The 14,846-nt window shown below is 64.4% G+C and carries 8 protein-coding genes and 1 pseudogene; all 9 read right to left on the minus strand.

Going from position 1 to position 14,846, the window contains the following annotated elements; genetic code table 11:
* Positions 1–960: 960 nt before the first annotated feature.
* Positions 961–3,120, minus strand: a pseudogene (locus tag Mschef_RS10575) (BPTD_3080 family restriction endonuclease); the annotation flags it as partial.
* Between the two features lie 11 nt (positions 3,121–3,131).
* Positions 3,132–5,792, minus strand: a complete 2,661-nt coding sequence (locus tag Mschef_RS10580) for an AAA family ATPase (protein WP_081128225.1) — start codon at positions 5,790–5,792, stop codon at positions 3,132–3,134.
* On the minus strand, positions 5,789–6,925 hold the full coding sequence (locus Mschef_RS10585) for a metallophosphoesterase family protein (RefSeq protein WP_081128228.1): 1,137 nt from the start codon (positions 6,923–6,925) through the stop codon (positions 5,789–5,791). Before Mschef_RS10585 ends, Mschef_RS10580 begins: the two co-directional genes overlap by 4 nt.
* 114 nt (positions 6,926–7,039) lie before the next feature.
* Positions 7,040–7,264 carry a hypothetical protein gene (locus Mschef_RS10590; RefSeq protein ID WP_081128231.1) on the minus strand — a complete coding sequence of 75 codons (225 nt, stop codon included), beginning with the start codon at positions 7,262–7,264 and terminating at the stop codon, positions 7,040–7,042.
* 21 nt (positions 7,265–7,285) lie between these two features.
* Positions 7,286–8,080 (minus strand): hypothetical protein, encoded by a 795-nt coding sequence (locus Mschef_RS10595; RefSeq protein WP_081128234.1) that lies wholly within the window; start codon positions 8,078–8,080, stop codon positions 7,286–7,288.
* On the minus strand, positions 8,028–8,273 hold the full coding sequence (locus tag Mschef_RS17740) for a hypothetical protein (protein ID WP_136256591.1): 246 nt from the start codon (positions 8,271–8,273) through the stop codon (positions 8,028–8,030). The genes Mschef_RS10595 and Mschef_RS17740 overlap by 53 nt, the downstream gene beginning before the upstream one ends.
* Before the next feature lie 13 nt (positions 8,274–8,286).
* The gene (locus tag Mschef_RS10600; RefSeq protein ID WP_081128237.1) at positions 8,287–13,422 is read right to left on the minus strand and encodes a site-specific integrase; all 5,136 of its coding nucleotides are present in this window, start codon (positions 13,420–13,422) and stop codon (positions 8,287–8,289) included.
* A gap of 385 nt (positions 13,423–13,807) precedes the next feature.
* Positions 13,808–14,320: a type II toxin-antitoxin system YhaV family toxin gene (locus tag Mschef_RS10605; protein ID WP_081128239.1), complete on the minus strand. Its 513-nt coding sequence runs from the start codon at positions 14,318–14,320 to the stop codon at positions 13,808–13,810.
* Positions 14,317–14,652 (minus strand): type II toxin-antitoxin system PrlF family antitoxin, encoded by a 336-nt coding sequence (locus Mschef_RS10610; protein WP_197686778.1) that lies wholly within the window; start codon positions 14,650–14,652, stop codon positions 14,317–14,319. Before Mschef_RS10610 ends, Mschef_RS10605 begins: the two co-directional genes overlap by 4 nt.
* Positions 14,653–14,846: the final 194 nt, after the last annotated feature.

The following is a 14,846-nucleotide window of genomic DNA, read 5'->3' on the forward strand; positions in this document are numbered from 1 at the left end:
TTCAATCAATTTCCCGATCAGCCGCCGGAAGTCCTCCTCCTTTCCGGTGCGCAGTGCCTCGATCCATTGACAGAGCATCACGGCGCGGTCGTCGTCGATCCGGCAGCCAGCGCCGGCAGTAGTACCCAAGTATTGCTGTCCACCACTTCCGCATGGCCCTACCACATGCATGCGATGCCAGTGTACGTCACGCTGCAGAGCGCATGCAGTCTGAGCCTGCGATTGGCTTGAAACGATCGAACGCTTGAACTGCGCGCGTCGGCCTTGCACGATTGCAACCGGCGAGCTTGACCTGGGGCAGCGTCCATGACAGACGAGAGCAAAGTGCTGGCCCAGCAGGCCACGCTGCAACCAACTGAAATTGCGGCTGGACTTGGCGCGGCCAATCGCGAACTTCTGGCGACTTGCATTGCGCTGTTCGAGGACGCCTCGCTACGGCACCGCATCGGCGAACTGTTTGATCAATTCAAGGACTGGGCCATACGCAGCGCTGACTCATGGGAGATCGCGCCCAAGCTGGCGCCGGACGATCACATCGACGTTGCCGAATCCGTGCGGAGCCGCTCGCAGCAGTGGCTAGATACAGCCCTACCTGCCGAACATCTCCGTCTGGTGTTGTGGATGTACCTGCGCGAGGCATTCGAACTGCCCGCGCGCACCTGCGCGTCCACACGCGCAGCGGGTCGGTCCTGCGACGACTTGACCGCAGCCCTCCTGCATTCGCTTGCGCCGGGATGGTTCCAGAAACTGAAGGCAGCAACGTTGGGCGAGAGCAAGCCTGCGCTCCCAATGACGCTGGATGCGGTGGCACGGCAGACCCTCGGAGAGTTGATGCAAAAGATGCTGGACGGAACCGACCCGCAGTCCGTGCACCAACGCGAAAAGTTGATGGCCGATGTGCGCGAACACATCGAAAGACTTGACCCGAACGACCGCGACGCGCTGCTCGGAGCGATAGGGGTCCTCCGGTAACTCAGCGCGATAGCCCTGCACGCGCGGAAAGCGGATTTCAAAGGCATCGCGATCCGGGCGCACGGCCTTGACCTGCACGGTTTCGCGCGGCGGTTGCGGCGGCGCGACCACGGGCTTGGCGTTGAAGTCGAAGGGAATGCCGAGTACGTCGGCGTATTCGACGTTGAACAGACCGTCCTCGTTGAGGTCGTAGGACTGGCGACGCAGGGCGCGGCCGATGACCTGCTCACACAGCAACTGCGTGCCGAAGGCGCGCACGCCGAGCACGTGGGTGACGGTGTTGGCGTCCCAGCCTTCAGTGAGCATGGACACCGACACCACGCAGCGGATCGAGTCGCCCAATCGACCGGGCTTGCCGACGGTGTTCATCACCTCGCGCAGCAGATCCTGGTCGGTGAGGTTCTGGCCTGCTTGAGCGTCGCCGCTGCGCTCGACCATTTCGCGGCGGAAGCGCTCGATCTCCTCGGCGGCCAGGGTGCGGAACTGGTCGTCCAGCCCCTCGCCAGATTCCAACTGCTCACTGTCGATCAGCAGGGTGCGCGGGCGGCCCAGCGGATTGCCGTGCTCGTCGTGGTTGCGAAACAGTGGCAGACGGCCTTCGACCAACTGGCTGGCGCCGTCTTTCTGCGCCTGCTGGAAACCAGCGATGTAGTCGTACACCAGCTTGGAAGTCGAGGTGTTGTTGCACACCACGATGAAGCAGGGCGGCACGGAGACTTTTTTCTGCACCCACAACTCAAACGTTTTTTCGTAGTGGCCATACAGTGCTTGCAGCGCAGTTTGCAGTTGCGTGGGCAGGTCAAGCGGATTCAGCCCCTCGGCCTTGCCGCGGCCTTTCTTGGGCATCTTGGCGCGGATGTGTTCCCACAAGTTGCGGAACATGGGCATCTCGGCGCCGGGAATGTTGTCGGCCACCGGCACCCGCGGCAGCTTGACGATGCCGCACTCGATGGCGTCCATCAGCGAGAAATCGCTCAGCGTCCACGGGAACAAGGTGCCTTCGGCGTAGCCCGAGCCGCGCAAGAAAAACGGTGTGGCCGAGAGGTCGAATACACGCGCCAGGCCGAGCTTGCGGTTCACGGCTTCAAGGCCGGAGATCCACAACCGAGCGGCCTCGTTGTTCTGCTCGGCTTCTTTGCGGTCGTCGCCCTTGAGGTCGTCTTCATCCGGCGCCGCGCCGGGTTTTTCGCGGTAGCAGTGATGCGCCTCGTCGTTGATGGCGAGGATGTTTTTCATGCCCATCAGCTCGGGCATCACGCGCTGGAGCATCTGGCCTTCGGTTTCCAGAGTGTTGAGTTCGTCACCGCCTTTGCCCTGCAGCAGCAGGCGCCCGCCCTTGGACAGTTCCATGCGCTCGCGCAGCTTGAAGGCGTGGTAGTTGGTGATGACGATCTTGGCGCGCTCCACGTCGGGGAGCATGTCGGCAGGCACCAGCTCACGGCTGGAGTAGTAGCTGTCGGGGTCATTCGGCTGCAGCACCCGCAGACGGTCTTTGATGGTCAGGCCCGGAGCGACGATGAGGAAGCCGCGCGTGTAGCGTTTGCTCTGCGGGCGGCGCACCGCGTTGACGGTTTGCCAGGCGATGAGCATGGCCATGACCGTGGTCTTGCCAGCGCCAGTAGCGAGCTTGAGAGCCAGGCGCATCAGGCCGGGGTTGGCCTCCTGGTTGGCGCTGGCCAGGTGTTCCAGAAAGCGTTCGCCGGACTTGCCCATCTGCGGCGCCACTTCCGTCAGCCAGATGGCGGTTTCCACGGCCTCGATCTGGCAGAAGAAGGGACGCACGCCACCGAAGTTGTGGTGTCGCCAGTGCTGCAACAGCCGCGCGGTCTCGGGCGACACGCGCCAGTGGTTCGGATTGGTCAGGGCGCGCCATCGGTCCACCTCAGCGCGCACGCCGTTGATGATGGCGGTGTGGTCGTATTGCTGGCCCTGGGTGGAAAGGCCTTGACCCTCGTCGAACAGCAGCGACTCCTGCTTCGTGGAACCTTTCTGCTTTCTCGGCTTTGGAATGGGCGTGATGAACTCAGCCCGGCGACGGCTCTCGGTGATGTGCTGCGTCGGCTGGCCCACGTCGTCAAGCTCCCAATGTCGCATGGGAATCGCGTAGGGCGAGTTGAGAATTGGACGATCGAAGAATAGATCAGTCATGAGGGACGTCATCAGGCAACTGCTGCGGATGAGCGCGTGATGAAACGCGGCGCAACGCCCAGATCGCGCCAGACGCCAGGATGGCAGGTGAACAGCAGTACTTGGTGGCGCTGGGCAGCATCGAAAATCACCCGCTTCATTTGTTCCAGCCGTTGGTCATCACTATGCACCAGCGCGTCATCGAGGATGATGAGGGTTGGTCGACCCGATTCTTGGAGCAAGTCGGCATAGGCAAGGCGAGTGATGACGCCCATCTGCTCACGCGCACCGAAACTCAAGTCGCCGACCAGCCCGGAAGATCCTGCGACATCTTGATTCGGACGGGTCAGACGACCCGGAATGAGGTCCTCGCCAATATCCAGCGTGGCTTGCGGAAACAGGATCTGCACATAGCGGTTGATGTGTGTCCGCAGCGGAGCCTGCAGGCGCTTGATCAATTCCCTGCGTTTGGCCTCGAGCAAGGTCAAAAGCAGATCAAGAGCCTCGGCGCGTCGCTTGAGCTCCTGGTAACGACGTTGCGCAGCCTCGGCACGAACGCATTGCTCAGCACGTTCTTCCTCCAGCCCTTGCGCACCTGCTTCTTCAAGCTTGCCTTGCAACAGGGTGATCTCGTATTGACGCGCGCGGTGCCTCTGCTCAGCTTGCTCAGCGCTGCGGCGGAAGCGTTCGACGTCCTGCCCAAGGAGATCGGGACGCGCGGCATTCACATGGCTTTGCTTCGCAGCGATGCGCTGTTGCAAGGCCTCGATCTCGGCGCGCAAGCGCAAAAGCTCGCTGTTGGCGTATTGCAGGCGCTGCGCGCGATCGGGCGCGTTGACCAGCGCTTGCTGTGCATCGCGCTCGCGCAGAGCTGCGTCGCGGCTGACCTGCATAGTGATGAGCCTTTGCTTCGCTTCGCTGGCTTGGTGTTCAACTTGCTCGAGATGCTCGCGCGCGGCTTTTTGGCGTGCATCAGCCTGCACCAAGGTCTCGATCGATCCGTCGCCCCGTTCTGGCAACGGGTCGAGCCCGGCTTGTTGCTCTTCAGATTCCCGCTTGCGTTCGGTGTGAGCGGCTAGTTCTGCGCGCAAGCCTTCGATGCCCGTAGGTGCAAGGGTTTGCAGGGTCTTTTCGCTGTGCTTGATGTCTTTCAACGCCTGTTGATGGACCGCGCACCGGGTCTCCGCCTCAGCCAGAGATGGCAGACCCAAGCGCTGGAGCAGCACCTGATGAGCGGCAGACACTTCAGCTTCCTCACGGACGAGTTCAGCCAGATCGGTACCGCCCGGAATGATTTGCAAACGGCCAACGTTGGCGATGTCGAGTTCGGCGGCTTTGGTGATGAGGTGTTCGCCCATGCCCGCAAGAGCTTGCCCGTCGAGGCTGATTTGGGCCGCCGGAAGCAGATTGAAGCGCAGCTGCGTGGCAGTGGCTTCCTGCCGGATACGAAGCTCCTGCAGCTTGGCATGCTGTTGTCGCAGACGGTCGAGCTCGGCCTCGTCCAATTCGGATTCGGCTGCCAACTTGAGCAACGCACTCAGTTGGTCCAGCTCGGTTTCGGCTTTGGCGATAGCCTCGGTCAAGGCTGAAATGCGGGATTGTGCATCGCCGATACGCCGCGTGAGATCGGCGCGCAGATCCTGCTGCCGGGCATATTCCAGCGCTGTGTTGGCTTGCTGGTATGTCTCTTCGGCATCTCGATGTGTCTCCGACCAGCGCGCCTCAGCGGACTCGGCAATCTGGACCTGCTGCATTGCTGCCTCTAAATCCGCCTCGCGCTGCTTCAGCGAGCGCTCCTGATTCTCAAACCCCGTAATCTGATCCTCGACTAGACCAAGACTGGTGTGGAATTGCTTCTGGGAAGTGAGATCACCTTCAATTTGCGCTTTCAATTGCTCGATGTTCTTGAGGCGGTCTGCTGCTTCCCGCTCCTGTGCGCGGAGCCCTTCCCAAGGTTTCTCGGCGTCATCCGCCGACTGCGCGATACGAAGCAGCCCGAGGTGATCGACCTGCTCGCGGTACTGCGCGATGCGCTTATCCAGCTCCTCAAGCCAACGGGACGTATCCTCCTGTTCTTTGATGGCCTCAGCATAGATACCGCGCGGCTTGCCGGTGGATGTCAGCAACGTCTCGCGCTCGCTTCGTACGCGATTGATGACTTCGTCGCCCCGCGTGCTCGCCACTTCGCCTGTGGAGTGCTCAAGCGCTTGGCGCAACAGGTCAGTCGCGTTGCCAATCGGCTCGGCGATGTCTTGCGCACTGCCCTGCTCAATCCACAGCAGACCGGGAATGCCCCAGTGTTCGGGCTTGCTCGCACCCTTGCCGGCAAAGCGAAATCCAAATAGCTCGGCAAGATGTTGTTCGGCATCTTCGCCATCGAATTCCGTCGCGCCCACCATGAGTTCACAACGCTTGCGGTGCAGGAAACTTTTGCGCAACCGGTAGTCGATATCCCCGATACTAAAATCTAGTTCGACGCTCGGCGCTGCGGACGGCTCGCCCCAAGGCAGGAGATCGTCCACACTGGTCGAGCGGTAGCGTTCGAAGAACGCCGCGCGCAGGGCGCGGACCAATGTGGTTTTACCTGCTTCGTTCGGGCCAGTGAACAGGTTCAGTCCCGACTCGAACCCGGCAATCTCGTAGGGTTGCCGGAACTGCCGCAGTTGTTCGACGCGGAGCCGGTGCAACCTCATGCGGCGCTCTCAACAGCTTGGTGCTCGGCGAGGATGCCGGCGAGGATGCCGAGTGCATGGCCCGCGATTTCGCCTTGAGTGTCGCCGTCTTGCGCTGATTGACGATCACGCAGTTCGGCAATGACCTCCCCGAGGTAGCCATCGGCATGGAGAGCCGCGAGATCGCCGTCACTCGGCATCAAGCGCAACGCACTCAGATCGGTTTGTACGCTGCGCGCCTTGGCCTCGGCACGACCCAGCGCCTCATGCAGGCGCTGCTGGCCTTTCAGGTCGGTCTGGCCAGCAAGGCGGATGTTCAACACTTCACGCTCGGTAGCCCCAGCCAAGCGTTCAATAACAAGATCGACATCACTGGCCACCGCCACAGTCTGGTCCATGCTCTGCCAGTTGAACTGGCTGGTCTCCAGTCGTTTGACACGCGGTTCGCATCCGGGCGCATCGATTTCCACCAGTAGCACGTAGCCTGGGCCGTTATCCTTGAATCGGTCCGGCTCCGGTGTGCCGCTGTACCAGGTGCGGCTATCGATCTGCTTGCAGCCGTGCCAATCACCCAGCGCCAGATAGTCGAGCTTGGCGCGCACGGCGCGATCCGACGCGATGGGATTGGCCGAGTCGATATCGTCAGCGAGGACTCCGAGCACAGCGCCATGGGCTATACCAATGCGCATATGTTTTGACGGGGTCTCAGCGTGATCGAACCATTCCGTCAAGTCGTTGTAGGTGTGCCGTTGGGTCAGCGGCGCCATCAGCGCGGAGAAGCCCTGCGCGGCAAAGTCGAATACTTTGGACTCAAGCGCCAAGTGCAGATTGGCAGGGATGACACCCAGGCGATCCGCCCGTGTCCAGACGCTTTCGCTAAGGGCTGCGTCGTGATTGCCAGGAATCATCAACCAGGCGCCGACATAGCCGCCAAGCGCGTTGAACAGCTTGCGGATGGTCCGATCGGCCACCGTTTGCGTATCGAACACATCGCCCGCCACCAACACTGCATCGACCTTATGCTCGGTTGCCAGGCGCGCGATGTTCGCGACCGCTGTAACTCGTGCTTCGGCTAGCGGCGAGGCATCGTCTGCCGGAAACTGGCTGTACTGCCTTCCAATCTGCCAGTCCGCAGTATGAAGAAATCGAAGCATAACGCGGAATCCTTTGTCGTCTACGGCCGCGATTATTACTCACTGTCCGTTGTCTAATTTTCTACGCGCGCCAACGCGGCTCCGCGATCAAGACGGGCACTCCGCCTGCAAACTCTACCGCGCCACGACATAGGTCATCACCCAGCGTACCGAGACGGTGTCGCGCGTGATCGGCTTGCCCAGATCATCCACGCACTTGATGCGCGTGCGGGGCGCCGGCTTGGTGTCACCGCCGAGATCCCGCAGCGCCACCGTGCTGCGACTGACATCGATCCGGACAGTCGCCGAGTCCCCAAGGCGACGGGCCCGCGCGATCTCGGTGTCGTCGACCAGCAGCATCCGGCCGCGCTCTTGAAATGCTCATCCTGCATGAGACGCTGCTACTCCCGGGATGGTTCGGAATGGGCGGCCAAACGTAGATCGACAAAGGCTTGCCAGGCGGTATTCTGCTATCAGGCGCGCGAGTGCGATGAGGTGATCATCCCCGTTAAGGCCGTATCGCCCCCCAAAGAACGGAGTCACCACCAAGGTGGCTCCATGGTCTTCGTAGACAAAGCATTCCCGCTGGCGCTGACCGGCGCCAATCGGCCGACGCTCACCAGGGCCGTGAAAGCCAAATGCCTTCGCAAAATCATCTCGAAAGGTCTTGCCGGTCCCGACGATGATCTTGGGCTTGTAGCGGTGTCGCTGGTCATCGAAGAAGGGAAAACGAACCTGGCGGCATCGTTCGCGATACGCGCCTTTGTCGCGCAACGCTGGGTGCTGTGCATACACCAGGTTCCACTCTGCGCTATCGACCTTCGGAGACGCCAACGGGAAAAGGTTGAGCTTGAAGCTCTCGCCATCCCTGACATAGAGCTTCTCGGCCATATAGGCCTTCCAGCCTTCGAGCGATGGCTGTTGGCCAAGATCCCTTTGCAGACTGTTGAGAGCGACCAGCAACTTTGCAGCTTTCTGGTTGTACTGCCATGTCTGAAACTTAGGGTGCTGCTTCTTAAAGTCGTCCGTCCAGGACGCGGGTTCTAGCTCAGGATCAAGGTTAGTGGCGGGCTCAAGAGATCCACCATGTTCGATGCCGCAAATCCAGACGTCCGCAAAGGGATTACCCCCATCCACGCCCGACCAGGAAGCCAGAAAGCGATCGAAGTTCGTCATTGGAAATATCACTCAACAGAGCAGTTTGAAAAACCCGTTTTGAACTCGCCGCACGCCGCCTGACCGATCGCGTGGCGCGGCGCGCCGATGAAGTTGCCGCAACGGTTGCCTTTTGCTGCATCCACATGTCCATCACTGCCAGGCGGATGCCGTCGGATTTCTTTGTCCCAAGCGCTTCGTAGAACATCGCCATGCGCACTTCGCGATCAAGGCGGGCACTCCGCCTGCAACCCCCACCGCGCCGCCACATACGTCATCACCCATCGTACCGCCACGGTGTCGCGCGTGATCGACTTGCCCAGATCATCCACGCACTTGATGCGCATGCGCGGCACCGGCTTCGTGTCACCGCCGAGATCCCGCAGCGCCACCGTGCTTTGACTGACCTCGATGCGGACGCTCGCCGAGTCCCCCAGGCGACGGGCCCGCGCGATCTCGGTGTCGTCGACCAGCAGCATCCGGCCGCGCTCGCGCTCACTGGTGTACATCCACTTCCCGATCAACCACCGGAAGTCCTCCTCCTTCCCGGTCCGCAGATCCTCGAGCCATCGACAGAGCATCACGGCCGCGGTCGTCGCCGATCGGGCCGCCAGCGCCGGTGGCACCCAGTTCGTGCCATGACACAGCGCCAGCACATGACGCGGCATGGCCGATCCCTTCTTGCCGGAGCGGATGCAGGAGAGTCGTTCAAGGCCCGCACGATAGGCGGCTTCCTCCTCGACGGACACCAGGCGATGGCCGTCGCGCAGGGAGCGATCCACGAGCTCCACGCCTTCGAAATGGATGCCGTCCCGGGCCTCGCCTTCGCCGGTCCGCAGCTCGATCTCCGGCAGCGGCGACAGCGGCGTCTCGTCCCGGTCGATGCCGGCATCGTTCAGGCGCTGCTCGATCCGATCCCGGAGCGCCCGGTTGAGGCGATGCCGTTGAGTTGTCGCATCCCCCGACGCGTCATCGGCCTCCCGGATCTCTGCCACCCACCGATGGATCGTGGCCCTGCCTCCAAGGCGCTGCTCGAAGCTGCGGCGCATGTCGAGACCATCGAGCTTGTGCAGCACCCCGTGGAGTGCCACGCACAGCACGTGGGTGTAATGGCGGATCGTCGTGTTGGGATGGGAATGACCCACCAGCGCGGCGACGGCACGCAGGCCCTGCCCTGCATCACCCTCGGGTCCGAGCAGCCCCTGCATCCGCGCTTCACCGATCTTCAGGCCCTCCAGCCAGGGCAGCGCCCCGCGCAATCCATCGAGTCCCGCCGGCCGCCACAGCAAGGTCAGGACCAGCCGGCTGACCAGCGTGTGGCGCAGATGGTGCGAGCCCATGCTGTCGTCCCGGGTGACGGCCTTGATCAGCCGGCTCAGCGCGTCGTAGAAATTGTTGGGATCCGCGCTCGTGTCGGCATCCGGATCGATCAGCTTCTGATACCGCTGTTCGGTGGCCACCTGCATCCACGCCCGGGTGCCCTCCTCCGCAAAACCGATCGGCAGCACGCGATCCGCCCAGGCGGTCTTCAGCGTGTGATCGCCATACGCCTGCACCCGGCACAGGTCCTCCTGCACATCGACGGCGCGCAGGTGCGCACTCTCGGCGCGGCGCAGACCGAAGGTCGCCATCAGCTCGACATGGCGTTGCGCGCTCGTGCGCAGGGCGGCGTTGCCGATCCCGGAGGTCGCCGACAGCAGTCGCGCGTGCAGGTGACGCAGCTCCTCCGCGCTGAGGATCTTGGCCGAGACCGCGCGCTCGGGCGCGGCACCGAGGACGCCGATCGCGAAGCCGGCATGGTCGGCCTTCTCGTCGCTCAGAAATCGATGAAACTGGAACCAGGCGCCGTGCTGCAACCGGTCCGGAAACTGCTCGCGGCTGATCTCCTGCAACTGGACCAGGATGTCCTGGTCGAACGCGCGCCAGTCCGGCGTCTGCTCGGACAGTCCCAGCAAGGCACAGGCGATGACGCGGACGCGGTTGACGACGCTGCGCTTCTGGTGCGCATTGACCCGGTGCTCCGCGGGTTCGGTGGTGGCATGGATCAGCCACAGGGCAAAGCTGCGCAGCAGCCGCTCGGCGGGCGTCCCGGTCCGGTATTCACCGACCTGTCGCAGCCACTCGCCACGGTAGGGGGTCTTGTGCCAGCCCAGCGCCTCCATCACCGGCACGCGGTGCAGCACATCCGTCGGCAGGTCTGCCTCGCCGAGCGCCGGCGCCCGCGTGGCGGGCAGGCCTTCGTCCACACCGGCGCCGGATCGACGGCCGGGTTCGAGGCCCGCGAGCCGGCGCAGTTCGCCATCGCCGAGATCCTCGGTCTCCAGACTACCCCGCGCATAGGCGGCAAGGATCGGCGCGCCGTGCACCATGAGGTGCTGCGTCGCCGCGGCGGTCATCGCCGCCAGCGTGACCGTGTGGTCCCCGGCGCCGATCCGCGCGAGATAGGCGTTCAGGCATTTCTCGGCCCGGGCGCGCCGATGCGAGGCCGACGGCCGCTTGAACAGCGCCGGCAGCAGCACCGTCTGGATGGTCTCCTGCTCGATCGTCAGGTAGGCGCAGGAGAAGTCATCCAGGAACACCGTGCGCTGCATGGTCTCCGGCGCCCCTTCCCGCTTGACGCGAAACACCAGGGCGCGGTTGGGCCCGTGCGCCAGGATGGGCGCGCCGGCCTTGAGCTCGCGCAGCCAGGCATCGATCAGGCCCCACCGGGTCAGGCCCAGTCGCCAGATCGCCAGCATCAGCAACCGGCCGAGCTCCAGCGGACTCCCGTCATCCTTGCTCTCGGCGCCGGGCGCGGACGGCCGCGGCGGCAGGCCGGCGAGATCGCGCGCGAAGGCCGGGAGCACGTGCGCCTCCAGATACGCCAGCGTCTGCAGCGCATCGCCATCGAGCAGGACCTTGTTGGCGAACAGGGGCCTGGGCCTCGCGACGAAGATCGGCACCTTCCACTTCGTGCGCAGGTACTGGCACACGGACTCGGCCACCGCCCGCTGCCGCTCCACCGGTTCGCATTGCTGCGCGCGGACGACCTCGCGCGCCAGGGCCAGGGCGGCCGGTGCGCGATCCGTGGCCGTGGCGGTGTCTTGCTCCATCGCCTCGAGGCGATGGCTGTCGGCGCTGCTCAGGAACGCCCGGGCGTCCAGCCCGGGCGTCGTCTCTTTCGCGGGCGCCGGGGCTTTGGCGGCGGCACGACCGGCCGTCGGCGCCGGGATCAGCGTCCTCGGACGCGGCGCGCGCGCCCGCTCCGCCAGGGTCATCGGCACGAAGCCCAGACGTTGCTCGAGCGCTTCCTGCAGCTCGAGCCAGGCCGCCTGGAAGCGCCCGGAATCGAACGTGCTGGTCGCATCCCAGGCGTGCCGGCCCCGCACCCAGTGGCCGAGCTCGGCATCCCGGAACCGACCCGGCAGGTGACCCGACCACGAGCGCACGACCTTGCGGCCCCAGTTGGCCGGCAGCGGCGTCAGCTGCTCATCCTTCTCCTGGTACTTCGGCTGGTAGGGAACGACATCCCGTCGGCGGCCCGAGGTCTTCGGAAAGATGTATTGCAGGCGCACCTCCGTGCCCTGCTCCGAAACCACCAGCGGATCCAGCGCCGGCACCGCGATGGCCAGCTCGCTGGCCAGCGCCACGTACGCCTCGATCTGGCCCCGCAAGCCGCGCGTCAGCGGAACGAGCCGGTCCGTGGAACGGTCCGCACGGTGCTTGTCGGCCACCAGGGCCCAGTCGCCGGCCAGGATGATCCGCGGGACCGGCGCCAGGCTGCGCCGGTGGGCCAGGCCCAGGCCCAGCCAGTAGGACAGGTACAGCGTCATCAGGTTGAACGCGCGCGGCCAGTCTCGACGCGCCTCGGCGGCGCGCATTCGCGACTTGACCTCAGCGAAGTACGCAGCCAGCGCCGCCTCATCGAACGCGTGTTGCGCGCCGATCCACGCATCCGGCACCGCCGGCGCGGACGCCTCGGGCAGCGCGCCGACGAGGGACGCGGCCGCATCACGCCACCAGCCCTCGATCTGCGCATGCGGGTAGGCGGCGTAGTGGATGATGTTGCGCGCATTGGCTTCCGCCCCGGCCGTCACCACACCCAGCGCGCCCAGATCGCCCCGGGTCTGCACGTTGAGCGTCCGCAGCAAGGCGCTGCGCACGCCCTTGGCGGTGACGCGCAGTTCCGGGGCAAGGTCTCGCAGCAACCGGTGCGCCTGCGCCACGACGGCTTTCGGGGAACGCGGCCGGGGATCCTGGATGGAATCCAGCAGGGGGCGCCATGCCTGCGGCAGCGGCAACGACAGCGTGGTCGACCGTGGACGACAAAACGGCGGCGGCGCCGCCGGTGGTCGGCGCAACTCGGGCTGGCCGGCACGCACGTGCACGCGGTGCTGCCTGCGGCTGATGGCCACCGCCACGTCGCGCGCCAGCTCCGGCACCCCGTCCTCGATCGGCGGCCGCGCGACCTCCTCCAGCGCCCGGCCCGTCAGCAGGCTCAGGCCAATGGCCAGGCGCGCCTCGCGCGCCAGGGGCTCGCCTGCCGCATCACCGGACCCGGTGACCAGCTCGACGACGGCGCGCACGGCCGAACCCGACAGCGTCCACTTGTTCCAGTGCAACTGCGCGTTGTCGTATTCGATCGCGTTCTGGATGCCCTTGGCCGCGTAGTAGCCCTTGAGCAGGTCCGCGTCGTCCGCCAGGAACAGCGAAAGGCCCGGCTGCTCGCGCGGCTCCTCCGGATCGTCTTCGTCCGGGTCGACCGTGCGCGGCCGCTCCGCCGGCCGTTCTTCGACCGGAAAGAATTCAACAACCGTCCCCGAGTGGACTTCGCCTTCGTCGGCGGCCAGCAGCACCTCGGTCAAGCGCTGACCACGACGAATCTGCGGCCGGCTGATCGACCGGATCCCGGCGCCTCGGCCCGAGGTCACGCGAAGTCCTGCTTCACGGTCGAGCACGGCACCCCAGATCGCGATCAACAGCCGGGCGAAATCACGCGGAACCGTACGCTTGACCTGCGCGATGCCTTCCTTCAATGCCTCGGCGGACATGCCCATCTTCTCAATGGCATGGTGGCGCAGGAACCCTTCACCAGCTCCGCCGCCGGCCAGGCGGGCCAGCCGAACCAGCACCGTCAGCTCCCGGCTCTGTACCTCGCCGGGCTCGCCCAGGACCTCGACCAGCAGGGCCAGCCGCTCCCGCGCCTCCGGCTCATCCACCGCCAGATGCCGCAGCGCCAGGTACGCGCCATACAGTCGGTGCCCATACCGGTGATCCAGCAGGCGTGCGGTCTCGGACGACAGATACTGGGCTGTGTGCGCCGACGCCGATTTGAGCCATGCGCCGGGTTTGCGGTGAGCCGGTTGGAACGCGCAGAAATTCAAGCCTGGCGCCGTGCGCAACTCGTTTGCGATGGCTCAGTCGCCGATCGGCATGTGGCTCAAATCGACGTCGGCGCCAACACTGGGCATCACTTGCGGTGATACCGCCGAGGCAGTCGCATTACGCAATCGGACAGCGTGAGGCATTGGAGCTACGGCTCGACCATTCTCTCACGCGCATCTGCCGCACAGCTGGCGAGTAGCGACGACGGAGCGTAAGGCGACGTTGCCGGTAGCGCGCACCAACAACATGGTCCTTGCAAAGGCTTGCGCGACGCGCGCGAGGCAGCACTGAAGCACGATTGCATCCGGCAGTCGTAGTCTGAGTGATTGGCAGCAATGCCGAGGGCTGCGTCAGCCTGCTCAGGCCGCTTGCGAACCGGTTCCTTCAGTCCCGCGCGACGCGCCGCACGCTTTTCTGCAGCCGCGTGTTCTCTTGCTTCGCTTCAGTCAGCAGTGCCGCCCAGTCGCTGGGTGGATGCCCGGTTTCCAGCATGCGCCGGAATACGCGGTAGGCATCATCACCGCGGTCGTACGCGCGCTTGGTGTCCTCGTCGTTGACCCAGGCGTAGACGATGATTTTGCTTGGCTGGTGGTAACGGAAAAACAGTCGGTATTGCTGAAAGAACTTGGCACGGAACCAATGCCGATGTTCGTCGCCGAGGGTGCTGCCCTGGCGGTAATCCGAGCGGGTTGGATCCTGTGGAATCACTTCGAACGCCAGCTTGGCGATGGCCGCCAGCCGCTTGCTGGCGTTCTTCTGGATGTAGCCCTTGGGATCCTTGGCCCACAGTTTCTCGACCTGCGCGATCAACGTTTCCAGCTGATCGAGAAACAGCGGGTGCGCAAACAGCGTCCAGCCGTTGATCGTCAGCGGCGCCGGCGCTTTCGTCGGCTTCATGTCTCGTCGGGCAGTGCAGCGTCGAGGTCCACCTTGATCTTGCCAACCAAGGACTGAAGGCGCTTGCGCAGACCCGCATCCAGTGCCGTGACCCGCTGCGGATGGGTGGCGAGATCACTGGCGAGAAACCCCAGAAAGGCACCCAATGCCGGGTCGTCCGAGTCATCGCTGGCGCGCGCGATCACGACGGCGCCATCGGGCTGCAGCAGATACCGGATTTTGTCGCGCTTGCCGAGCTTCAAGGCACGACGCACGGCATCCGGCACCGTCGTCTGGTAGCGGTCTGTCAGAGTGGATTCAAGCTGGAGGGTGGCGGCCATGATGGCTTCCAAGGATGGGTTCGGGCCGATGGTAATGCAATCGCATTGTCGCGGCAAGCCTGCCTGCGTCATGGGACGGGGTCTTTGTTCAGCCAGCGCGGCGGTGAACTGCACCCCCCCGCAAGGTTTGCAGCGCCAGCAACACCGGATCGAAACGCCGCTGCGGCGGCGCCTCGCGCAACGCGCACTCCAGCCTGCGGGTCGGT

This window comes from Metallibacterium scheffleri (assembly GCF_002077135.1).
Lineage (GTDB): Bacteria > Pseudomonadota > Gammaproteobacteria > Xanthomonadales > Rhodanobacteraceae > Metallibacterium > Metallibacterium scheffleri.